The 21209-nt window shown below is 66.1% G+C and carries 21 protein-coding genes and 1 tRNA gene; 15 read left to right on the top strand and 7 right to left on the bottom strand.

Annotation, left to right across the window (positions count from 1 at the left end; genetic code table 11):
• The first annotated feature begins 156 nt into the window (after nt 1-156).
• Nucleotides 157-1521, top strand: a complete 1365-nt coding sequence (locus PVW49_RS17285; RefSeq protein WP_274591127.1) for an MATE family efflux transporter — start codon at nt 157-159, stop codon at nt 1519-1521.
• Between the two features lie 88 nt (nt 1522-1609).
• Here PVW49_RS17285 and PVW49_RS17280 read toward each other — a convergent pair.
• Nucleotides 1610-1696: transfer RNA gene (locus PVW49_RS17280), tRNA-Leu, on the bottom strand.
• A 218-nt stretch (nt 1697-1914) separates the two neighbouring features.
• Between PVW49_RS17280 and lipB the strand changes: the two genes are divergently transcribed.
• The 6 genes from lipB to PVW49_RS17250 all read left to right on the top strand — a co-directional run bounded on the left by lipB (nt 1915) and on the right by PVW49_RS17250 (nt 6856).
• Entirely contained in the window at nt 1915-2571 is a 657-nt protein-coding gene (gene lipB / locus PVW49_RS17275; RefSeq protein WP_274591126.1) for a lipoyl(octanoyl) transferase LipB, read from the top strand.
• Between the two features lie 285 nt (nt 2572-2856).
• Entirely contained in the window at nt 2857-3024 is a 168-nt protein-coding gene (locus PVW49_RS17270) for a hypothetical protein (RefSeq protein ID WP_170850590.1), read from the top strand.
• Between the two features lie 174 nt (nt 3025-3198).
• Nucleotides 3199-4869: a cytochrome c oxidase subunit I gene (gene ctaD / locus PVW49_RS17265; RefSeq protein ID WP_048532128.1), complete on the top strand. Its 1671-nt coding sequence runs from the start codon at nt 3199-3201 to the stop codon at nt 4867-4869.
• A 152-nt stretch (nt 4870-5021) separates the two neighbouring features.
• Complete coding sequence (locus PVW49_RS17260; protein WP_158499034.1) at nt 5022-5198, top strand: hypothetical protein; 177 nt, start codon at nt 5022-5024, stop codon at nt 5196-5198.
• Between the two features lie 259 nt (nt 5199-5457).
• Nucleotides 5458-5949, top strand: coding sequence for a DUF2244 domain-containing protein (locus PVW49_RS17255; protein ID WP_074838505.1), 492 nt, complete (start codon nt 5458-5460; stop codon nt 5947-5949).
• A gap of 7 nt (nt 5950-5956) precedes the next feature.
• Entirely contained in the window at nt 5957-6856 is a 900-nt protein-coding gene (locus PVW49_RS17250) for a hypothetical protein (RefSeq protein WP_074838508.1), read from the top strand.
• Between the two features lie 483 nt (nt 6857-7339).
• On the opposite strand, the gene PVW49_RS17245 is transcribed toward PVW49_RS17250, so the two are convergent.
• The gene (locus PVW49_RS17245; RefSeq protein ID WP_048532131.1) at nt 7340-7804 is read right to left on the bottom strand and encodes a GatB/YqeY domain-containing protein; all 465 of its coding nucleotides are present in this window, start codon (nt 7802-7804) and stop codon (nt 7340-7342) included.
• A 206-nt stretch (nt 7805-8010) separates the two neighbouring features.
• On the opposite strand from PVW49_RS17245, the gene carA reads away from it, so the two are divergent.
• Both carA and PVW49_RS17235 read left to right on the top strand, forming a co-directional pair.
• Nucleotides 8011-9174, top strand: a complete 1164-nt coding sequence (gene carA / locus PVW49_RS17240; protein ID WP_274591125.1) for a glutamine-hydrolyzing carbamoyl-phosphate synthase small subunit — start codon at nt 8011-8013, stop codon at nt 9172-9174.
• Between the two features lie 127 nt (nt 9175-9301).
• A complete protein-coding gene (locus tag PVW49_RS17235; RefSeq protein WP_274591124.1) occupies nt 9302-11206 on the top strand; it encodes a glycosyltransferase family 2 protein in 1905 nt (634 codons plus the stop codon).
• Here the strand turns inward: PVW49_RS17235 and PVW49_RS17230 are convergent.
• Nucleotides 11203-11847, bottom strand: a complete 645-nt coding sequence (locus tag PVW49_RS17230) for a GntR family transcriptional regulator (RefSeq protein WP_048532134.1) — start codon at nt 11845-11847, stop codon at nt 11203-11205. The two genes, PVW49_RS17235 and PVW49_RS17230, sit on opposite strands and share 4 nt — an antisense overlap.
• A 98-nt stretch (nt 11848-11945) precedes the next feature.
• Here PVW49_RS17230 and PVW49_RS17225 point away from each other — a divergent pair, with 98 nt between their 5' ends.
• On the top strand, nt 11946-12590 hold the full coding sequence (locus PVW49_RS17225) for a pyrimidine 5'-nucleotidase (RefSeq protein WP_048532135.1): 645 nt from the start codon (nt 11946-11948) through the stop codon (nt 12588-12590).
• Between the two features lie 83 nt (nt 12591-12673).
• Entirely contained in the window at nt 12674-13870 is a 1197-nt protein-coding gene (locus tag PVW49_RS17220) for a UbiH/UbiF family hydroxylase (protein WP_274591123.1), read from the top strand.
• Nucleotides 13871-13873: 3 nt separating this feature from the next.
• On the opposite strand, the gene PVW49_RS17215 is transcribed toward PVW49_RS17220, so the two are convergent.
• From PVW49_RS17215 to ilvC, 3 genes are all read right to left on the bottom strand, one after another.
• Nucleotides 13874-14116 carry a hypothetical protein gene (locus PVW49_RS17215; RefSeq protein WP_074838514.1) on the bottom strand — a complete coding sequence of 81 codons (243 nt, stop codon included), beginning with the start codon at nt 14114-14116 and terminating at the stop codon, nt 13874-13876.
• A 51-nt stretch (nt 14117-14167) separates the two neighbouring features.
• Nucleotides 14168-15388 carry a S8 family serine peptidase gene (locus tag PVW49_RS17210; protein ID WP_274591122.1) on the bottom strand — a complete coding sequence of 407 codons (1221 nt, stop codon included), beginning with the start codon at nt 15386-15388 and terminating at the stop codon, nt 14168-14170.
• 189 nt (nt 15389-15577) lie between these two features.
• Nucleotides 15578-16600: a ketol-acid reductoisomerase gene (ilvC, locus tag PVW49_RS17205; RefSeq protein WP_048532138.1), complete on the bottom strand. Its 1023-nt coding sequence runs from the start codon at nt 16598-16600 to the stop codon at nt 15578-15580.
• A 136-nt stretch (nt 16601-16736) separates the two neighbouring features.
• Between ilvC and PVW49_RS17200 the strand changes: the two genes are divergently transcribed.
• The 4 genes from PVW49_RS17200 to PVW49_RS17185 all read left to right on the top strand — a co-directional run bounded on the left by PVW49_RS17200 (nt 16737) and on the right by PVW49_RS17185 (nt 19772).
• Complete coding sequence (locus PVW49_RS17200) at nt 16737-17192, top strand: Lrp/AsnC family transcriptional regulator (RefSeq protein ID WP_274591121.1); 456 nt, start codon at nt 16737-16739, stop codon at nt 17190-17192.
• A 10-nt stretch (nt 17193-17202) separates the two neighbouring features.
• Nucleotides 17203-17664 carry an Lrp/AsnC family transcriptional regulator gene (locus tag PVW49_RS17195; protein ID WP_048532140.1) on the top strand — a complete coding sequence of 154 codons (462 nt, stop codon included), beginning with the start codon at nt 17203-17205 and terminating at the stop codon, nt 17662-17664.
• Nucleotides 17665-17701: 37 nt separating this feature from the next.
• A complete protein-coding gene (locus PVW49_RS17190; protein WP_274591120.1) occupies nt 17702-18583 on the top strand; it encodes a CHAD domain-containing protein in 882 nt (293 codons plus the stop codon).
• 64 nt (nt 18584-18647) lie between these two features.
• Nucleotides 18648-19772: an aminotransferase class V-fold PLP-dependent enzyme gene (locus PVW49_RS17185; RefSeq protein ID WP_274565251.1), complete on the top strand. Its 1125-nt coding sequence runs from the start codon at nt 18648-18650 to the stop codon at nt 19770-19772.
• A 91-nt stretch (nt 19773-19863) separates the two neighbouring features.
• Here the strand turns inward: PVW49_RS17185 and glmM are convergent, their stop codons facing one another.
• Nucleotides 19864-21207: a phosphoglucosamine mutase gene (glmM, locus tag PVW49_RS17180; protein ID WP_048532143.1), complete on the bottom strand. Its 1344-nt coding sequence runs from the start codon at nt 21205-21207 to the stop codon at nt 19864-19866.
• Nucleotides 21208-21209: the final 2 nt, after the last annotated feature.

Raw genomic sequence — 21209 nt, 5'->3', positions numbered from 1 at the left:
AAAGACAACGCTTCATACTTCGAAAATGAAAAATGACAGGGGCCATCTGCCCCTGCCGTCTCCCCCCTTGACTCTTGCCGCCAGAGCGCCCCGCGCGCCCGCCGCCCCAGAGCGACCGCCCACCCGGGCCGTCGCGAACCCATGGACCCAGTCACGATGACCCATTTCCCCCTGACGAGGGACATTCCCTCGACGCGCGCGGTGTTCAACCTCGCCTGGCCGCTGACCTTCAAGGCGATCATGCTGCATGGCATCGTCGTCATCGACGCCTGGCTCGTCTCGTCGCTGGGCGAGCCGGCGGTGGCGGTGCTGGGCCTCTCGGCCTCGATCGCCGGTCTGCTGCTCGGGCTGATCGTCGCCTTTTCAAATGCCACCCAGATCCGCATCGCCCAGGCCTTCGGCTCCGGCGACCGGGTGTTCCTGAAATCCGCCCTGCTGGCCGGGCTGACAATCAATGTCTCGGTGATCCTCGCAGGCCTCGCCGTGCTGGCCCTCGCCGCCGGCCCCGCCATCGAGGCCCTCGCACATGACGCCTGGATCGCGGACCAGGCGCGGCGCTATCTCTCGGTCTTCGCCGTGGTGATCCTGGCCGAGGCGGTGGGCCAATGCCTGACCGGATTTTTCAATGGCTGCGGCGACACCCGTCTGCCGGCGCTGAGCTATGGCCTCGCCGTGCCGGTCAACATCGCCACCAGCGTCATCCTGATCCACGGCCATTTTGGCGCCCCGGCGCTCGGCGTGCTCGGCGCGGCACTCGGCAGCGCCCTGGCCTCCATGGTGCAGGTCGGTTTTCTCGCCGTCGTGCTGCTCAGAACCCGCCGTGACCTGCTGCGCACACCGGGATGGCGCAACGGCAGCTTTTCCGCATCACTCCGGCGGCATCTGGTCTTTGCCCTGCCGATCGCCGCCACCTTCGCCAGCGCCACCATCGCGCTGCATGTCTGCGGGCTGATCTATGCCACCCTGCCGGTCAACCAGTTCGCGGCGATGACGATCATCATGCCCTGGGTCCAGGTCGCCGGCACCGTCGGCATGTGCTGGGCCCAGGCCACCGGCATCATGGTGGGCCAGATGCTGGGCCGCCAGACACCGTCCGAGGATCTCGAGGTCTTTCTTGCCGCCGCATGGCGCGTGGCGCTGCTGGCTGCGGCCCTGGTCGCCACCTTCTACGCCGGGGTCATCCTGGCCAGCCCCTGGCTCTACGCCGATCTGTCCCGCGAAACCCAGATGACGCTGCTCGGCTTCCTGCCGATCCTGCTGGTACTGCCCTTCCCCAAGGGCTCCAACGCGATCTGCGGCAACACCCTGCGCGCCGGCGGCGACACGGTCTATGTGATGCATATCTTCATCTGGTCGCAATGGCTCTTCCGGGTGCCGGCGACCGCCCTCATGGTTCTCTGGCTCGACCTGCCGGTGATCTGGATCTTCTCGCTGCTGCTGCTCGAGGAGCTGGTGAAATTCCCGCCCTTCCATCTGCGGTTGCTGAAAGGCACGTGGAAGACCGCCCCGCCGGAGCCCTGAGAATCGGGCCTTCAGGCCCCTCGCAAAACGCGAAAAGCCCCTGACAAACAGGGGCTTTTTCGTCACCGTCTTTCTCGCGAGAGAAAATTGGTGCGGTCGAGAAGACTCGAACTTCCACGGGAGTTACCCCACAGCGACCTCAACGCTGCGCGTCTACCAATTCCGCCACGACCGCACTTTGAACTGGTGGGCGGGGTTTAGCCAATAGCCCGGACAATGCCAAGAGCGAAAACCGCCCCCCGGCACTTTTTTTCCCACCGCCGCCAAAGCCCCCTTCCTGCCGCTTCCTCTTGCCGAAAATACCCTCGGGGGAGTCGCCAAAGGCGACGGGGGCAGCGCCCCCGACACCGCTTTCCGCTTCCCCCTCCCGCGCCGCCGGTGTACCTCATCCGCATGGTAGAATGGATCATCTCCGACGGGCTGACCGAATACGACGCCGCCGTCGCCTTCATGGAAGCCCGCGCGGCCGCCATTGCCGCGGGCCGCGAGGACGAGGCCGTCTGGCTGGTCGAACATCCGCCGCTCTACACCGCAGGCACCTCTGCCAGGATCGAGGATCTGACCGATCCCGACCGCTTCCCGGTACATCCCAGCAAGCGCGGCGGCCAGTATACCTATCACGGGCCGGGGCAGCGGGTGGCCTATGTCATGCTGGATGTCGGTCGGCGCGGCCGCGACGTGCGCCGTTTCGTGCACCAGCTCGAGTCCTGGGTGATCGCCACCCTCGACGCCTTCAACGTCAAGGGCGAGATTCGCGACGGCCGCGTCGGGGTCTGGGTCGCGCGCGGCGACAAGCCGCTGACCGCGACCGGCGAGCCACAGGAAGACAAGATCGCCGCCATCGGCATCCGCCTGCGCAAATGGGTGAGCTTTCACGGCGTCTCGATCAACGTCGAGCCGGATCTCGAGCATTTCTCCGGCATCGTCCCCTGCGGCATCACCGACCACGGGGTCACCAGCCTGGTCGATCTCGGGCTGCCCGTCACCATGGCCGACCTCGATGTCGCGCTGCGCAGCCAGTTCGACGCGGTCTTCGGCGAGATCGACTGATCCCGACCCGCGCCATCACCGGCCGGGCGCCTGCGGGCTTCCCCGACCATCCGCCGGGCCGCAGCTCAGCTCACGAAGTCGCGCCATTCACCGCATATCCGCCCCCCTGTGCCCGACTGCGCAGCATCAGTTCTGGCGTCGCATGAAAACGCGCCGGGGTGGTGATAGATGTCACTGGCCCGCGCGCATTTCGCTTTCTGCACATCGGGCCATCTGCATCATCGGGCTGGAACCAAATCGCCTTCCCAACCGTTTCGCCCCGTAAGCACCGCCCGAGGTACCCCCGTGGCCCGTCGTCTGTTTCACTGTCCCAGCTGCGCCCATCGCCTGCGCTTTGGCGCGCCGGTCTGTGGCAATTGCTTTCAACCCACCCCGATCTGGAACCGCAGGCTGCCCTATTGGCTGGCGGCGCTGGTGATTCCCCTGCTCGGGCTCATCGTCGTCGCCAGCTAGAGCGTCGCCAGCCAGGCGCCACCGGCGAAGCCACGCCCCCCGCGACACTTTTTCTTGATCTAGGTCAATCTGACCCGTTGCCGATCCCGGGCGTGCATTCTAGAACCGGTCCGAGAGTCCGGGCGCCGGCTATGGTGCATGCGCCCATGTTTTGTCTAGCAGGAGGCACGAGACATGGCTGACGCCGCCATTCACGGCCACGAGCATGAGGATCAGCGCGGTTTCTTCACCCGCTGGTTCATGTCCACCAACCACAAAGATATCGGGATCCTGTATCTCATCGTCTCTGCGTTTGCGGGCTTCATCTCGGTGGCCTTCACCGTTTACATGCGTCTGGAGCTCATGGAGCCCGGCGTGCAGTTCATGTGCATGGAAGGCGCCCGGCTGATTGCCTCGGACGCGGTCTGTACCCCGAACGGCCACCTCTGGAACGTGCTGATCACCGGCCACGGCATCCTGATGATGTTCTTCGTGGTCATCCCCGCCCTCTTCGGCGGGTTCGGCAACTACTTCATGCCGTTGCAGATCGGCGCGCCCGACATGGCGTTCCCGCGGATGAACAACCTGTCCTTCTGGCTTTATGTCGCCGGCACCACCCTGGCCGTCTCCTCGGTCCTGGCCCCGGGCGGCAACGACCAGCTTGGCTCCGGCGTGGGCTGGGTGCTCTACCCGCCGCTCTCGACCAACGAAGGCGGGTTGTCGATGGACCTGGCGATCTTTGCGGTGCACGTCTCGGGCGCCAGCTCGATCCTCGGCGCGATCAACATGATCACCACCTTCCTGAACATGCGTGCCCCGGGCATGACGCTCTTCAAGGTGCCGCTGTTCTCCTGGGCGATCTTCGTCACCGCCTGGCTGATCCTGCTCTCGCTGCCGGTTCTGGCAGGCGCGATCACCATGCTGCTGACCGACCGCAACTTCGGCACCACCTTCTTCGACCCCGCCGGCGGCGGTGACCCGATCCTCTACCAGCACATCCTGTGGTTCTTCGGTCACCCGGAAGTCTACATCGTGATCCTGCCGGGCTTCGGCATCGTCAGCCACGTGATCGCGACCTTCTCGCGCAAGCCGGTCTTCGGTTACCTGCCGATGGTCTGGGCGATCATCGCGATCGGCGCGCTGGGCTTTGTCGTCTGGGCACACCACATGTACACCGTCGGCATGTCGCTGACCCAGCAGAGCTACTTCATGCTGGCGACCATGGTGATCGCGGTGCCGACCGGCGTGAAGATCTTCTCCTGGATCGCAACGATGTGGGGCGGCTCGATCGAGTTCAAGGCGCCGATGCTCTTTGCCATGGGCTTCCTGTTCCTGTTCACCGTTGGCGGCGTGACCGGCATCGTGCTGAGCCAGGCAGCGGTCGACCGGGCCTATCACGACACCTATTACGTCGTGGCGCACTTCCACTACGTGATGAGCTTGGGCGCGGTGTTCTGCATCTTTGCCGGCATGTACTTCTGGTTCGCCAAGATGACCGGCCGCCAGTACAACGAGAAGCTGGCCCAGGTGCACTTCTGGATGTTCTTCATCGGTGCCAACCTGACCTTCTTCCCGCAGCACTTCCTCGGCCGTCAGGGCATGCCGCGCCGCTACATCGACTACCCGGAGGCATTCGCCACCTGGAACTGGTGGTCGTCGATCGGTGCGTTCATCTCCTTCGCCTCGTTCCTGCTGTTCTTCTACATCGTCGGCCAGGCCCTCCTGCGCGGCGCCAAGGAGACGCGCGACAACTACTGGAACGAATTCGCGGATACGCTGGAATGGACGCTGCCGACCCCGCCGCCGGAGCACACCTTCGAAATCCTGCCCAAGCAGGAAGACTGGGACAAGCATCCGGCGCATTGATCGCGCCAGACAGAAACAGGAAAAGGCCCGCGCATTGCGCGGGCCTTTTTCATGCGCTGGTTGAAAGCGGTCGGAAGTGTGACCGGTCACACAGGTTGACGTTGGGTCACGCGCTATGCTGCAACTGCATTATTGCCGCAAAGGACTTTGCCATGACCCGCCTTCTCACCCTGCTCGCCGCCGGCTTTCTGGCCAGCGCGACACCCCCGCCCGCACAGGCTTTCGGTGCCGGCACTCTGCCCCTTCTGACCTTTCCCTCGGACCCGCGGCCGCAGGGCGACACCCCCACCCGGGGCCCCTGCCTGCTCTGCCCGAAAACGGCAGGCTGACCCAAACGCGTTTTCCGGTTTTCTCCAGAACCGGGCGGGCAGTCACCGGCGCTGTGACCTGTCTCACAGGGGCGCCGATGATTTCATGCCAGCCTGACGCAGGGGGCGCCGCAAGGCGCTTTTGCTGGCGGACCCCCCAAGGATCGCCAGCCGGGGCCGCGGTGCGCGACCATCCCCTGGCTCGCTTCCCGTGCGCCCGGCCCCGTCCTGCGGCGATATTTCAGTCGACGCCGGCCCGGCCGACTCCTATATACTTCCTATGCCCTATCGATGGTTGCCAAGCCCCTCTCCGAACGAGGCCGAACTGCGCCTCTGGCCGCATGAATCGCTGCCACCCCGGGGCTATGCGGCGTTTCTCCTGGCCACCTTCACCCTCGCCACGATCCCGCTCTATACGGTGCTCGGCACGGTGCTGCTCTGGGGACTGCTGCCGTTCCTGTTGCTGGCGCTCGGCGGGCTGTGGTACGCGCTCGACCGCAACCACCGCGATTGCCAGCTGCTCGAGGTGCTGCGCCTGACGCCCGAGACGGTATCGCTTACCCGCCACAACCCCAATGGCCCGGATCAGAACTGGGCCTGCAACGCCTATTGGACCCGGCCGCACCTGCATGCCGACGGCGGCCCGGTGCCCAATTACGTCACCCTCACCGGCTGCGGCCGCGAGGTCGAGATCGGCGCCTTCCTGTCCGAAGACGAACGCATGGCCCTATTCCAGGACCTCAGCCGGCAATTGCCCCCGGCGCGCCGCTGATCCCGACATGGCCCAGATCCCCGCGACCCCCAAACCTGCCCGTCTGCGGCGCCTCGCGGCTGCCGCGAGCCTCGGCCCCTCGCGGCTGATGGCGCGCGACACCGGCCTGCAATCCTCGGAACGCGCGGCGCTGACCCTGCGCCCGCATCGGGCCACCGCCCCGGCCGACACGGTCGTCTTCCTGATCCCGCTGGTCGGCCGCCACCATGTCGGCGACTGGGCGGGCACCTGCGCCCGCCTCGCCGCCACGCTGGCCAGCCTGCGGCGCCAGAGCGACGCCCGCTGGCAGGCGGTGATCTGCGGCCAGGACCGGCCGAAAGACTTGGCCGACGATCCGCGCGTCACCTTCCTGCCTTTCACCACCCCGGTCGAAGGCAACGACAAATGGCGCAAGCTGGCGCAGCTCTGCGATCACCTGCCGGCGCTCGGCACCGCCGCCGGCTATGCCATGACCTTCGACGCCGACGATCTGGCCCATCCCGGCCTGGTCTCGGAAATCATCAGTCGCGAGGCCCGCGGCGGCTATCTGGCGCAAACCGGCTACGTCTACGACAAATCCGCCGACGCCCTGGCGCTGGCGGCGCCGCGCAGCCTGACGCAACCGCTGCGCAAACCCTTCTGGAAGCTCTGCGGCTCCTGTGCCGCCCTGCGCTTCGATCTCGCCAATGGCCCGGCAGAGATAGACCTGCTGCGCGAGATGAGCCAGCACGAACACCGCATGTTCCCCTATCTGGCGCGCCTGGCGGGCCGCCCGCTGACGACGCTCGAGGCACCGCGCGTGCTCTATCTGCTCAACCACGGCGAAAACTTCGGCGCCCGCCGCGGCCGCATCAGCTTCAAGACCCGCTTCGTGCAGCGCTTCCGCGTCGCGGACGACCGGGCCATCCGGCAGGAATTTCACCTGTAATCCGACGCGCCGCTCCATGCGCAGGCGAAACGCGCCACCGGAGCATTTCCGGGAAGCCTTGGGCTCCGCCCATGCGCAGGCGAAACGCTCCACCGGAGCGTTTCCGGGAAGCCTGCTCATTGCTTCGGAGCCGCCCCTCGCCCGGGGAGGACAGGACAGCGCGCACAGGGAGGGGCCAGCCAAATCTCCGAGGGCCCCGCTTGCGGGGAGACGGCTATTTTGCTTGCCCCGGACGCGCACGCTGTCAGGTCCGGAGAGGGCGTGGGGTGTCTTCGAGGCATTGCTTTGGTGAGCCCTGAGCCCGGCCTCATCAGCGAGGCGCACAGACAGAGATGAAACAGGGTCGGCCCGCCAAGAGGTTCCTTCCCCCGTGTCCGGGGGAAGGTCAGGATGGGGGCCGAGGCCTACTGTGCGCCGCAGGCGCCCCGGATCGAAGCAGGCTGATCGAAACAGGCCGATCGAAGCCGGCGGAGCGACGCCGGCTCAGCCCTGCGCCAGCCGCGCCTTGACCTGCGAGCCGACCGCGCCGAAATCCATCTGCCCGGTGTGGCGCGCCTTGAGCGCCCCCATCACCTTGCCCATGTCGCGGATCGACGAGGCACCGACCTCGGCCACAGCCGCATCGATCGCCGCCGATACTTCCTTGTCGTCGAGCTTGCGCGGCAGGAATTCCTCGATCACCTCGATCTCTTCCAGCTCGCGCGCGGCCAGGTCCAGCCGCCCGCCCTCTTCGTAGGTGCGGGCGCTTTCCTGCCGCTGCTTGACCATCTTGCCCAGGATGGCAAGCACATCGGCCTCCCCCAGGCTCTCTTCCTCGCCGGACCCACGCAGCGCGATCTCGCGGTCCTTGATGGCGGCGTTGATCAGGCGCAGCGTCGACAGGCGCCGGGCGTCCTTGTCCCGCATGGCCTGTTTGAGCGCTGAATTGATCTCTGCGCGTAAACTCATGTCGTCCCATCCCCATGGGTGAATACCAGCCTCGAACCATACGCGATGCCTCGATCCGAGGCAATGCCCGGAGTCGCGACTCAAGCTATTGAAAAGACAAGAAAATCGAAATTTCCGGCAGGACAATCTAGCCCCTTGACCCCATGTCGGTCCGGGCATAGGTTCGCGCAAATTTGCCCCACAGTCCGTCACAGGGAGTCGCCCAGATGACCGCACGCGCCGATCAGACGCCCACCGCCTGCCTCGCCCTTGCCGATGGCACGGTTTTCTACGGCACAGGATTTGGTGCCACCGGTATCCGGGTGGCCGAATTGTGCTTCAACACCGCCATGACCGGCTATCAGGAGATCATGACCGATCCCTCTTATGCCGGCCAGGTCGTCACCTTCACCTTTCCGCATATCGGCAATGTCGGCGTGAACCCCGAAGACGACGAAACCGGCGATCCGGTGGCCGAAGGCATGGTGGTCAAATGGATGCCCACCGAGCCCTCGAACTGGCGCGCGGTGCAGGAGCTCTCCGACTGGCTCGCCGCCCGCGGCCGCATCGCCATCGGCGGCATCGACACCCGCCGCCTGACCCGCGCGATCCGCCAGCAGGGCGCGCCGCATGTGGCCTTGGCGCATGATCCCGACGGCAATTTCGACATCGAGGCGCTGGTTGCCAAGGCGCGCGCCTTCAAGGGGCTCATGGGCCTCGATCTCGCCAAGGAGGTCACCTGCACCCAAAGCTACCGCTGGGACGAGATGCGCTGGGCCTGGCCCGAGGGCTATGCCCGCCAGCAGGCGCCGAAACACAAGGTTGTCGCCGTGGACTACGGCGCCAAGCGCAACATCCTGCGCTGCCTGGCCTCGGCCGGCTGTGATGTCACCGTGCTGCCCGCCACCGCCACCGCGGAAGAGGTGATGGCCCACAATCCCGACGGCATCTTCCTGTCGAACGGCCCCGGCGATCCGGCGGCCACCGGCGAATATGCCGTACCGATGATCAAGACGCTGCTGGACGAGACCGATCTGCCGATGTTCGGTATCTGCCTCGGCCACCAGATGCTGGCGCTGGCGCTTGGCGGCCGCACCATCAAGATGAACCACGGCCACCACGGGGCCAACCACCCGGTCAAGGACATGCAGAGTGGCAAGGTCGAGATCACCTCGATGAACCACGGCTTCGCCGTCGATGCCGCCACCCTGCCCGAGAACGTGGTACAGACCCATGTCTCGCTGTTCGACGGATCGAACTGCGGCATCGCGCTGAACTCCGACGTCCGCAAGGTCTATTCGGTGCAGCACCACCCCGAGGCCAGCCCCGGCCCGCAGGACAGCTTCTACCTGTTCGAGCAATTCGCCGAGGCGATGGCCGCACGCGGCTGAGCCGGGCACCATTGCGACAAGATGATTAACCGCGCTCCGGCGCGGTTAATTTTTTGTTAAGCTCTTGTTTACCTAGTATTAATCTAAAGCTTGTCAATCTTGGCCCAGCAGCTACGAGGCCAGGATCATGAGTCCCCCACAACTGCAATTGCGCGGTCTTCAGTCCGCGCGCCTCAGTCGTCATTACCAACTGCCGCTGGGGCGCATCCTGGTCGACATGGGGGTGATCTCGGCGGCCGATCTCCTGCGCGCGCTAGCGATCCACAACCAGTGCCAGGCACCGATCCACCAGGTCCTTCTGGCCGAGGGCTTCGCCTCGGCGCGGGACATCCTGCACGCCCAGGCGGCGCAACATGCCGCCATCTCGCTGGTGCTGGACGAGGCGCCGCCGGATGCCGATTGCGCCCTGGCGCTCGATCCGCTCACCTGTCTCGAACACGGGGTCATTCCCTGGATGCGGCTCGGCGAGACGCTGGTGCTGGCCACCTGCCATCCCGACCGGTTCGAGGCGCTGCGCGATCTCTTGCCGCGAGATATCGGCCCGGTGGTGATGGGCATCGCCACCGAGGCCGACGTTCACGCCGCGATCGCCCTATGTCATGGCCCGCAGCTCTCGGAGCTGGCGGAAACCGCACTGCCCGAGGAGGACAGCTGCCGCAGCCTGCGCGCCGTGGCCAGCCCGCGTCGTCTGCGGCGGGTGGCGCTGGCGGCGCTCTTTGGCGTCGCGGCGGTGCTGGTGCAGCCGCTGCTTTTCTTTGCCCTGGCCGCCGGCTGGGCGGGGCTCACGCTGGTGGCGGTGGCCGGGCTCAAACTGGCGGCCTTTCTGGCCCGGCTGCGCACGCCGCTGCCCCGGCCCCAGGCCCCGCCGAAGACGTCCGGCCAGCCCGCCCCGCCCAAGGTCTCGATCCTGGTGCCGCTGTTCCGCGAAACCTCGATTGCCGCGCAGCTGGTCACCCGGCTGTCGCGGCTGACCTATCCGAAATCGCGCCTCGATGTCGTCCTGCTGCTCGAAGCCGAGGATCTGCTGACCCGCCAGGCGCTGTCATGTGCCGATCTGCCGCCCTGGATGCGCATTCTCGTGGTGCCGCCGGGCGAACTCACCACCAAGCCACGAGCGCTGAATTACGGGCTGCGGTTCTGCGACGGCGATATCATCGGCATCTACGACGCCGAGGACAATCCCGCCCCCGACCAGATCGGCCGGGTCGCGGCGCATTTCCAGGAGGCACCGCCAGAGGTCGCCTGCCTGCAAGGCATCCTCGATTACTACAATCCCTATTCCAACTGGCTGTCGCGCTGTTTCACCATCGAATACGCCACCTGGTTTCGTATCGTCCTGCCCGGCCTGTCGCGCTTGGGCTTTCCCATTCCGCTGGGCGGCACCACGCTGTTCTGCCGTCGCAGGGTGCTCGAGCAGGTCGGCGGCTGGGACGCGCATAATGTCACCGAGGATGCCGACCTGGGCATTCGTCTGGCCCGGCGCGGGTTTCGCATCGAGTTGATCGATTCCGTCACCCTGGAAGAGGCCAACTGCCGCCCCTGGCCCTGGGTCCGACAGCGCTCGCGCTGGCTCAAGGGCTACATGGCGACCTATCTGGTGCATATGCGCCGCCCCGGCGCCCTGCTGCGCGATCTCGGCTGGAGGCGTTTTCTGGGCTTTCAGGCGCTGTTTCTCGGCGCCATCAGCCAGGCGCTTCTGGCGCCGGTGCTCTGGTCGTTCTGGATCGCCGTCTTCGGCCTCGGCCACCCTCTGATCGACTGGATGGGCCCGGCCACCGAGACCGTTGTGCTGTCGTTCTTCCTGCTGGCGGAATGTGCCGGGCTGGTGATCGGCGCCACGGCAGTGGCCAGCCCGCAGCACCGTGGGCTGATCCCCTGGGTGCCGACGCTGCTGTTCTATTTCCCGATGGGCAGCATCGCGATCTACAAGGGGCTGATCGAACTGCTGATCAAGCCCTTCTACTGGGACAAGACCGAGCACGGCCATTCCAACAGCGAAGCGCTGATCGATCACCGGGAGGCTGCGCCCTAACCCTCATTGCGCGAGTCGAGTTTGAGCCGCGTGACAAAAGCCACCGAGATATGCGATTTCAGCGCCTCGTAAGCCGCCGCCTCGTCGCGCGCCTCGATGGCGCGGACGATGGCGTCATGCTCCTCCAAGGCCTTTTCGCCGCGCCCTTCGGCGGCCAGAGACGTGGTGGCCATCAGCGCCATCGACCGGTGCACCAGGTCGAGCTGCTGCACCAGGAAGCGGTTGTGCGAGGCCAGGTGAATCTGCTTGTGAAACCGCCGGTTGGCGCGCGACAGCGCCGACGGGTTATCGATCAGCGCATGGTCCTCCTTGACCATGTCGCGCAGCACCCGCACCTCTTCCGCAGTGGCATGTCGCGCCGCCAGCCGCGCCGCCAACCCCTCGAGCTCGGTGCGCACCACGTAAAGCTCGGCCATCTGATTGTGGTCGAGCGAGGCGACGATCAGCGAGCGGCCATCGCGCGACAGCAGTGACTGCGTCTCCAGTCGTTGCAGCGCCTCGCGGATCGGCGTGCGGCTCATGCCCAGACGTTCGGCCAGATCACTTTCCACCAGCCGATCACCGGGGCGAAAGGTGCCCACGTCAATCGCTTCGAGGATCATCGTATAGGCGTCTTTCTGCGGCGTCGTCTTCTGGCTCACGCGTGTCTCCTTTGTCCCGGGCGAGACCTTACCCAGCCCGACCTTGGCCGGCAATACGGCCATTGCGCCGCGCCCGCGCCGGGCGTAGCGTCCGGCGCATGGCAAAAGAATACTTCTCGCATGTGGCCCATTGGGTCTTCGATCTCGACAATACGCTTTATCCGCCCGAGAGCCGGCTGTTTTCCCAGATCGAACCGCGGATGACCGCCTATGTGATGCAGGCGCTCGGCGTCACCGAGGCCGAGGCCAGTCACCTGCGGGTGCATTACTGGAAGACCTATGGCACCACCCTCGCCGGGCTGATGCGCGAACATGACGTCGATCCCACGCCCTATCTCGAGGACGTGCACCGGATCGACTTTTCCGTGCTCACCCCCGACCCCGAGCTGGCGGCCCGCATCCGCGCCCTGCCCGGCCGCCGCATCGTCTACACCAACGGCACCTCGCCCTATGCCGAAGAGGTGCTGGCGGCGCGCGGGCTCTCCGGGCTCTTCGATGCGGTCTATGGCGTCGAACATGCCCAGTTCCGCCCCAAGCCCGAGCGCGAGGCCTTCGAGGCGATCTTTGCCCGCGACGGCACCGATCCCGCCCGCGCCGCCATGTTCGAAGATGACCCCCGCAACCTTGCCGCGCCCCATGCCATGGGGATGCGCACCGTGCATGTGGCGCCCGAACGGCTTCTGGCCGATCACATCCACCACCACACCGACAATCTGAGCCGATTTCTCTCCGGCCTTGCGTAGGGCGGGTTTGCCCCCACCGCCGCGCTTTGTCCCATGGCCCCCGCCCGCGCCCGCGCTATAACCTCGGGCAAAGGAGTCGCCCCATGGACCACGACATTCTCATCGCCGGCGGCGGTATCGCCGGGCTGACCGCCGCCGCCGCCTTTGGCGCCGCCGGTTTCACCGTGCTCTGCGTTGACCCCGCGCCGCCGGTCACCAGTCGCGAGGCCGAGGGCGCCGACATGCGCAGCACCGCCTTTCTGCAACCGGCGCAGGCCTTTCTCGACGCGGCCGGTCTCTGGGACAGGCTCGCCCCGCACGCCACGCCGCTGCAAACCATGCGCATCATCGATGCCGGCGGGCCGGAACCCGAGGCCCGCCTCAGCCGTGATTTCGAGGCCGCCGATCTCTCGCCCGATCTGCCCTTTGGCTGGAACCTGCCCAACTGGCTGCTGCGGCGCGAGATGGCGGCGCGGCTCGATGAGATGGCCAACGTCACGTTTCGCACCGGTGTCGCCGCCGAGGCGCTCTTTACCCGCACCGACGAGGCCCGCGTCACCCTGTCGGACGGCAACCGTATCCGCTGCCGCCTGGTGATCGCCGCCGATGGCCGCGACAGCGCGCTGCGTCAGGCGGCGGGCATCGATGTTGCCTGCACACGCTTCGGCCAGAAGGCGCTGGCCTTTGCCGTCACCCACCCGATCCCGCATGGCAATGTCTCGACCGAGATTCACCGCACCGGCGGCCCCTTCACCCTGGTGCCGCTGTCCGACCACCAGGGCCGTCCGTCGTCGGCGGTGGTCTGGATGGAGGAAGGCCCCAGAGCGGCAGAGCTGCACGCGCTCGACGTGCCGGCCTTCGAAGCGGCGATGACCGAGCGCTCGGCGCATCTCTTCGGCCCGCTGACATTGGCCTCGCGGCGGTCGATCTGGCCGATCATCGCGCAGCACGCCAAGGCGCTCACCTCCGAACGGCTGGCGCTGGTGGCCGAGGCCGCGCATGTGGTGCCGCCGATCGGCGCGCAGGGGCTGAATATGTCGTTGACCGATCTCTCGGCGCTGCTCGATCTGGCCCGCGCCGCGCCGGAGAGCCTCGGCAGTGCCGAGATGCTCGACCGCTATCACCGCGCCCGGATCACCGACATCCGCGCCCGCGTCACCGGGATCACCGCGCTCAACCAGGTCTCGATGCTCAAGCCGCCGCCGCTGCGCGACCTGCGCGCCGCCGGCCTGGCCGCGCTGCATGGCGCGGCGCCGCTGCGCCGGGCGCTGATGCAGCTTGGTCTTGGCCAGTCGCGCTAGCGTTTATTGCGGCTGATCACTGTCAAACGGCGGCAGCTGATACTGCGCCTCGGGTTCGGCCTCGAGCACGCCCCGGGTCTGCTTGACCCGGGCCAGATTTTCGCTGTCGGCGGTGCCGAAAATCACTCCGATCGCCGGAATGCTGTCTTCGATCCGCAGACCCGCCGCTTCCAGCGCGCGGCAGACCTCGTCCGACTTGTCGCGATGCGCGTCGTCGAGCACGATCTTCAGGGTGACGTCTGACATGGCTTCCATCCCGTGGCGGATTGCCCTGATGATATAAGAAGCCGCCGCCTGCTATGCCACCGGCGTCTTGCCATAGCCCTCGTCCGGCGCGCCTTGCGGCGCCTGCGCCAGACCGGCCCCGACGTCCGAGGCCGGCGCCGAGAGCGCCTTGGCACTGTCGGTCAGCGCCGTCCACAGGGCCTTGCCGCGCAGGTTGGCATCGCTCTGCGCCAGCAGCGCCGCGATGCCGGCGACATGCGGACAGGCCATGCTGGTTCCGCTCTTGACGTCATAAAGCTGTGGCCGCGGCACCGAAGACAGCACGTTCACCCCTGGCCCGGCGATATCGACTTCGCCGCCGCCGGCGTTGATCTCACCGCAGGAGAAATCGGCGATCTTGAGATTTTCATCCAGCGCCGCCACCGCCATGATCGACTTGGAATTGGCCGGCGCCCCCACCGGCGCGATAAAGCCGAACTGGCGGGCGCTGTCATTGCCGGCGGCGGCAATGATCAGCGATCCCGAATCCAGCGCCAGCTCGCCGACACGCTCATAGGCGGCCGAAGGCCCTTCACCCTGCCTGACCCGGCGGCCCAGCGACATCGAGATCACCGCGCAGCCCTGCTGGATCGCCCAGATCATGCCGTTGATGATGTCGCGCTCGCGCCCCGAACCGGAATCGTTGAGCACCTTGCCGACATGCAGATGCACCTCCGGCGCGACACCATAACGCGGCACGCCCTGGCTCACCTCCCGGCCCGCGGCGGTGCCACAGCAATGGGTGCCATGGCCCTGGACGTCCTGCGCCAATTGACCGGTGACAAAGCTCTGCTGCACCAAGTTGCGGCCGGTGAAGTCCGGGTGTTCGAAATCGAGCCCGGTATCGAGCACCGCAAGCTTGATGCCCGCGCCGGTAAACTGCGAGGTCTCGGCCCCGGTGGCGGCAATTCCCCAGGTGCGGTCAGCCGTGTCCTGAAAATCCTGAACGGCAAACAGCCAGAATTCCGGCCGCGCCTCGACCACCGACTCCTCGGCGCTCAGAATGCCGGCCGAGCGCTGGGCATCCACATGCTCCGAGATCACCCCGATGCCCACGTCTTCCAGGTGAAACGCCGGGGCATCGTCGCTCATCTCGGCCGAGCGACCGGGACCGCCCGAGAGCGATCGCACCCCCTCGCCGGCACTGCGCACCAGAGCCTGGCGCTGGGTCGCGACGTCTGAGTCCTTGTGAAAGGTGACAATGGTGCCCCCGGTGGGCTGCGGGCGAAGGAATTCATGAAGGATCTGGGACATGGGACCAACCGAATTGTTGCGAAAAAGGACGAGAAAATAGACTGCAATAATACTCGCAATGGTAGCACAGACTGGAAAATTTTCAACCGCGGAGAACTGGCATCCCTGCCCCGGCCGCATGCAAAAACGCCCGGCAGCCTCTCGACTGCCGGGCGCAAATCGCCTGAAATCAACGCCGGTGGGCGTAGATCAGTTCTTTTCCTTGTCGACCATCTTGCCGGCGGAAATCCACGGCATCATGCCGCGCAACTTCTCGCCGACCTGCTCGATCTGGTGCTCGTCGTTGAGACGGCGGGTGCCTTTGAAGTAGGGCTGACCCGCTTGATTTTCCTGCATGAAGTCACGCACGAAGGCACCGGTCTGGATGTCGCGCAGAACGGCTTTCATGCGGGCCTTGGTCTCGTCGTAGGGCAGGATGCGCGGGCCGGAGACATATTCGCCGTATTCCGCGGTGTTCGAGATCGAGTAGTTCATGTTGGCGATGCCGCCTTCGTAGATCAGGTCCACGATCAGCTTCACCTCGTGCAGACACTCGAAATAGGCCATTTCCGGGGCGTAGCCGGCTTCGACCAGGGTCTCGAAGCCCATGCGAATCAGCTCGACCAGACCACCGCAGAGAACCGCCTGCTCACCGAAGAGATCGGTTTCGCATTCCTCGCGGAAGTTGGTCTCGATGATGCCCGAGCGGCCGCCGCCGATGGCCGAGCAATAGGACAGGCCGATTTCCAGCGCCTTGCCGGTGGCGTCCTGGTGGACGGCCACGAGGCAGGGCACGCCGCCGCCCTTGGTGTATTCGCCGCGCACGGTGTGGCCGGGGCCCTTGGGTGCCATCATGATGACGTCGACGCCGGGCTTGGGCTCGATCAGACCGAAGTGCACGTTCAGACCGTGGGCAAAGGCAATCGCCGCACCTTCGCGCAGGTTGTCGTGGACGTATTTCTTGTAGGTCTCGGCCTGAAGTTCGTCGGGCATGGTGAACATGATCACGTCACACCAGGCCGCCGCTTCGGCGATGCCCATAACCTGAAGGCCTTCGCCTTCGGCTTTCTTGGCCGAGGCCGAGCCTTCGCGCAGGGCGACGACGATGTTCTTGGCGCCAGAGTCGCGCAGGTTCAGCGCATGGGCGTGGCCTTGCGAGCCATAGCCCAGGATGGCGACTTTCTTGTCCTTGATCAGGTTCACATCGCAATCGCGATCATAATAGACGCGCATATCGGTCTTCCTTCTTTCGGTGTGCGTTTGAGCGGCAACCTACGCGAGGCCTGCCGTGAATGCGCGTTCATAACCGCGATGATTTCGCCATTTGGCGATTTAACTATTCGCCTGAATGCGGTATCTCGGTGAAATCATGCTCGACGATACAGACAGACGCATCCTTCGCCAGATGCAGGCCGCCCCGGACCTGCCGCTCTCCGATCTCGCGCAGCGCGCCGATCTGACGCCGGCCACCCTGTCGCGGCGGCTCGAACGGATGCGCGAGGCCGGCATCGTCAAGGGCAAGCGCGCCGAGATCCACTGGCCTAGCCTCGGTTATGCGGTCGAGGTCTCGTTGCGACTGACCCTGGACAAGACACAATCGCGCGCCTTCGAGGATTTCCTCGCCGCCGCCCGCGAGGTGCCAGAGGTGATCGAGATACAGACATTTCTCGGCCAGGTCGACGTCCGCCTTGCCGTCATCGCCCGCGACATTCCGCATTACCAGCAGATCTATCGCGAACGCCTGCTCACCCTGCCCCATATCGCCGATGTCGAGGCGCTGATGCATGTCGCCCGGATCAAGGACGACGAGGCGCTGCCGGTATGAGCCCGCTTTCATGACCATCGAGATCGACGACACCGACCGCGCCATCCTGCGCGCCCTGTCCCGCGACGCCAGCCTTTCGGCCGGTCAGATTGGCCGGCGTCTCGGCCTGTCGCAACCCGCCACCTGGCGGCGGATCAAGCGGCTGCGCGAGGCCGGCGTGATTTCCGGCACCCGCCTGCTGCTCGACCGCGAAAAGCTGGGGTTTGGCGTCACCGTCTTTCTCGGCATCAAGCTGGCCACCAAGGGCCGCATCAGTCTCGAGGATTTCGAACGCGCGGTCACCGCCATCCCCGAGGTACAGACCGTCGAACACATTCTCGGCCTCTACGATTACCGCCTGCGCATCGTGGCGCGCGATCTGTCGGATTTCGAACGGGTTCTGCGCCGCCGGATCATGACCCTGCCCGGCGCCGGCCAGGTCGAGGCCAATGTGGTGCTCTCCGAGGAACGTCTGCCCGGCCCGCTGGGCTGATCTTGCCGCGGCCCGGCCCGAGGCTAGGTTTCGGGCCATGGGATACAAGCTCAAGCGATCCGACGAGGATGTCTCCGAAGGGCTGCGCCGCATCGCCTGCGACCAGCTCGACAGAGCGCTTGCCGCGCTCGATGGCACCGGCGACAAGGCCGAAGCGGTGCATGACGCCCGCAAGCGCTGCAAGAAGCTGCGCGGGCTGATCCGCCTCGTCCGACCACAGTTCATCGACTACAAGACCGAAAACCGCGCATTGCGCGACGCTGCCCGCCGCCTGTCGGACCTGCGCGAAACCGGCGCGGTGCTGGAGATTCTGACGCGGCTGGAACAAAACTATCCCGCGCGGCTCTCCGGCCCCAATGCCGCTGCGCTGCGCGACGCGCTCAAGGCGCGGCGCGCCGAAACGCAACTGGACGATTTCGACAGTCGCCGGGCGGCGTTTCGCGACGCGCTGAAGGCGGTGCGCCACCGGGCCGCGCTCTGGGAGGTCGACAAGACCGGCTTTGGCGCGATCGAGGGCGGGCTGAAAAAAACCTACAAACGCGCCCGCGCCGCCTGGGCCATGGCGCTCGAAACCCGCGATCCCCGCGACCTGCACCAATGGCGCAAACGGGTGAAATACCACTGGTATCACACGCGGCTGCTGAAACCGCTGGCGTCGAAGAAGCTGCGGCGGCGCATCGACCGGCTGGGCGAACTGTCGGACCTTCTGGGCGATCACCAGGACCTGGCCGATCTGCGGCGGATGATCGACGCCGAGGCCCTGCCGCCCGAGGCGGCGCAGGCGCTGGCCTCGCCGCTCGCCATCGAAATGGACCGGCTGCAAAACCGTGCCTTTGCACTGGCGCCCAAGGTGCTCGGCAAACCGTCGAAAGCGCTGGTCGGGAGCTACCGCAAGCGCTGGAAAAAATGGCGCGGCTGACACGCGATTGCCTTTTCACCGCCGCCGCGCTAGCCCTGAGAAAACTCTCAGGAAGGAGGCCCGCATGGCCCTGCGCGACGATATCGATCCCCAAGGTCTCGACGAGTTCTCGGTGGTCTTCACCGACCGCTCGCTCAACCACATGTCGGCCACCTTTCAGCAGGTGATGCGCGACATCAACGACACGTTGAAATCGGTCTATGGCGCCGAGGCCGCTGTGGTGGTGCCCGGTGGCGGCACCTTCGGCATGGAGGCGGTGGCGCGACAGTTTGCCCAGGACGCCAAATGCCTGGTGGTGCGCAACGGCTGGTTCTCCTTCCGCTGGAGCCAGATTTTCGAGATGGGCGGCTTCGCAGGCTCGGAAACCGTGATGAAGGCGCGGCGCAGCGGCAACGATCCGCAAAGTCCGTTTGCCCCGGCACCGATCGAAGACGTCACCGCCCGCATCCGCGAGGAAAAGCCCGACCTTGTGATCGCGCCGCATGTGGAAACCTCCTCCGGCATCATCCTGCCCGACGATTACCTGACAGCGCTGGCGCAAGCGGCGCATGAGGTCGGCGCGCTGATGGTGCTCGACTGCATCGCTTCGGGCTGCGTCTGGGTCGACATGGGCGCGCTCGGCGTCGACGTGCTGATCTCGGCCCCGCAGAAGGGCTGGTCCTCGACGCCCTGCGCCGGGCTGGTGATGCTGTCACAACGGGCGCTGGCGCGGATGGAAGAGACCAGTTCGAACAGCTTTGCCGCCGACCTGAAGAAATGGCATCAGATCATGATGGCCTATGAAAACGGCGGCCATGCCTATCACGCCACCATGCCCACCGATGGGCTGCGGATGTTCCGCGACACCATGCTGGAAAGCCGCGACTACGGCTTCGACCGTCTGAAAGAGGCGCAATGGGCGCTGGGCAGCAAGGTGCGGGCGCTGCTCGTCGCCAAGGGCATCGCTTCGGTGGCGGCCCAGGGCTTCGAGGCGCCGGGCGTGGTGGTGAGCTACACCGACAATCCTGAGGTGCAATCCGGCCGCGCCTTTGCCGCCCAAGGCACCCAGATCGCCGCCGGAGTACCGCTGCAATGCGACGAAGGCGACGGCTTTTCGACCTTCCGGCTGGGGCTTTTCGGGCTCGACAAGCTCTATGATGTCGATGCCACGGTGGCGCGGCTCGACAGAGTTCTGTCAGACGTGCTCTGACGGAAACAAAGAGACCCCGGGTCAGACCCGGGGCGCGCTCCCCCCTGTCCGGGGGCTTCTCGATAACGCGGTCGCGCCGGGCCGGACTGGCTCAGACCACGTCCTGCACCGCTTCGACAACCCGGTCGACTACCGCTTCCAGCATCGCCGGGTCTTCGCATTCGGCCATCACCCGGATCAGCGGCTCGGTGCCCGATTTGCGGATCAGCAGGCGGCCCTTGCCATTGAGCTCGGTCTCGGCCGAGGCGATGGCCGCCTTGACGCCATCGGTCTCCAGCGGCAATTGCCCGGCGCCAAAACGCACGTTCTTGAGCATCTGCGGCACCGGATCGAAATTGTTCGCCAGATCGCTGGCGCTGCGGCCGGTGCGCGTCATCGCGGCAAGGAATTGCAGCCCCGCCATCAGCCCGTCGCCGGTGGTGGCGTAATCCGTCATCACGATATGGCCCGATTGCTCGCCGCCGAGGTTCCAGCCGCCGGCGCGCATCGCCTCGACGACATAGCGGTCGCCGACGCCGGTGCGCTCGAGCCGCAGTCCGTGGCCATGCAGGAACCGCTCGAGCCCGAGGTTCGACATCACCGTCGCCACCAGCGTACCGCCGCGCAGGCGCTCTTCCGCCGCCCATTGCGCCGCCATCAGCGCCATGATCTGATCGCCGTCGGCCACGGTGCCGGTTTCGTCGATGATCATCACCCGGTCGGCATCGCCGTCGAGACAGATGCCGACATCCGCACCGTGTTCCAGCACCGCGGCCGCGGCGGATTGCGGCTTGGTCGAACCGCAGGCCTTGTTGATGTTGAAGCCGTCCGGGTTCACCCCGACCGGGATCACCTCGGCGCCCAGTTCCCACAGAACCTCGGGCGCGGCGCGATAGGCGGCGCCATTGGCGCAGTCCACCACCACCTTCATGCCGTCGAGGCGCATGCCCGCCGGAAAGGTGCTCTTGACCCGCTCCTGATAGCGGAAACGGCCGTCGTCGATCCGCTTGGCCTTGCCGATATCACCGGCCAGCGCGGGTTCCACCCCCTCTTCGACCAGCCGCTCGATCTCAGCCTCGGCCTCGTCATTAAGCTTGAACCCGTCGGGGCCAAAGAACTTGATGCCATTGTCCTCGGCCGGATTGTGCGAAGCCGAAATCATGATGCCCACATCGGCCCGCATCGAGGGCGTCAGCAGCCCCACCGCCGGCGTCGGCACCGGCCCCAGCAGCAGAACGCTCATCCCGGTCGAGGTAAGCCCGGCGGTCAGCGCGGTTTCGAACATGTAGCCCGAGCGCCGGGTGTCCTTGCCGATCACCACCCGGTGCACGCCGCCGTTTTCCCGGCGGAAATACCGCCCGGCCGCCGCGCCGATCCGAAGCGCCATATCGGCGGTCATCGGCGCGGTGTTCGCCTTGCCGCGCACCCCGTCGGTGCCAAAAAGCTTGCGAGACATCA

The sequence above is a fragment of the Marinovum sp. PR37 genome (assembly GCF_028807375.1).
Classification (GTDB): Bacteria; Pseudomonadota; Alphaproteobacteria; order Rhodobacterales; family Rhodobacteraceae; genus Marinovum; species Marinovum algicola.
The sequence above is the reverse complement of the archived record's forward strand: the minus strand, read 5'-3'. Positions and strand labels throughout refer to the sequence as shown.

What these genes read in the sequence shown, in the direction of transcription:
- PVW49_RS17285 (WP_274591127.1), top strand. Translation starts at nt 157, where the DNA reads ATGACCCATTTCCCCCTGACGAGGGACATTCCCTCGACGCGCGCGGTG.
- lipB (WP_274591126.1), top strand. Translation starts at nt 1,915, where the DNA reads ATGGTAGAATGGATCATCTCCGACGGGCTGACCGAATACGACGCCGCC.
- ctaD (WP_048532128.1), top strand. Translation starts at nt 3,199, where the DNA reads ATGGCTGACGCCGCCATTCACGGCCACGAGCATGAGGATCAGCGCGGT.
- PVW49_RS17260 (WP_158499034.1), top strand. Translation starts at nt 5,022, where the DNA reads ATGACCCGCCTTCTCACCCTGCTCGCCGCCGGCTTTCTGGCCAGCGCG.
- PVW49_RS17255 (WP_074838505.1), top strand. Translation starts at nt 5,458, where the DNA reads ATGCCCTATCGATGGTTGCCAAGCCCCTCTCCGAACGAGGCCGAACTG.
- PVW49_RS17250 (WP_074838508.1), top strand. Translation starts at nt 5,957, where the DNA reads ATGGCCCAGATCCCCGCGACCCCCAAACCTGCCCGTCTGCGGCGCCTC.
- PVW49_RS17245 (WP_048532131.1), bottom strand. Translation starts at nt 7,804, where the DNA reads ATGAGTTTACGCGCAGAGATCAATTCAGCGCTCAAACAGGCCATGCGG.
- carA (WP_274591125.1), top strand. Translation starts at nt 8,011, where the DNA reads ATGACCGCACGCGCCGATCAGACGCCCACCGCCTGCCTCGCCCTTGCC.
- PVW49_RS17235 (WP_274591124.1), top strand. Translation starts at nt 9,302, where the DNA reads ATGAGTCCCCCACAACTGCAATTGCGCGGTCTTCAGTCCGCGCGCCTC.
- PVW49_RS17225 (WP_048532135.1), top strand. Translation starts at nt 11,946, where the DNA reads ATGGCAAAAGAATACTTCTCGCATGTGGCCCATTGGGTCTTCGATCTC.
- PVW49_RS17220 (WP_274591123.1), top strand. Translation starts at nt 12,674, where the DNA reads ATGGACCACGACATTCTCATCGCCGGCGGCGGTATCGCCGGGCTGACC.
- PVW49_RS17215 (WP_074838514.1), bottom strand. Translation starts at nt 14,116, where the DNA reads ATGTCAGACGTCACCCTGAAGATCGTGCTCGACGACGCGCATCGCGAC.
- PVW49_RS17210 (WP_274591122.1), bottom strand. Translation starts at nt 15,388, where the DNA reads ATGTCCCAGATCCTTCATGAATTCCTTCGCCCGCAGCCCACCGGGGGC.
- ilvC (WP_048532138.1), bottom strand. Translation starts at nt 16,600, where the DNA reads ATGCGCGTCTATTATGATCGCGATTGCGATGTGAACCTGATCAAGGAC.
- PVW49_RS17200 (WP_274591121.1), top strand. Translation starts at nt 16,737, where the DNA reads ATGCTCGACGATACAGACAGACGCATCCTTCGCCAGATGCAGGCCGCC.
- PVW49_RS17195 (WP_048532140.1), top strand. Translation starts at nt 17,203, where the DNA reads ATGACCATCGAGATCGACGACACCGACCGCGCCATCCTGCGCGCCCTG.
- PVW49_RS17190 (WP_274591120.1), top strand. Translation starts at nt 17,702, where the DNA reads ATGGGATACAAGCTCAAGCGATCCGACGAGGATGTCTCCGAAGGGCTG.
- PVW49_RS17185 (WP_274565251.1), top strand. Translation starts at nt 18,648, where the DNA reads ATGGCCCTGCGCGACGATATCGATCCCCAAGGTCTCGACGAGTTCTCG.
- glmM (WP_048532143.1), bottom strand. Translation starts at nt 21,207, where the DNA reads ATGTCTCGCAAGCTTTTTGGCACCGACGGGGTGCGCGGCAAGGCGAAC.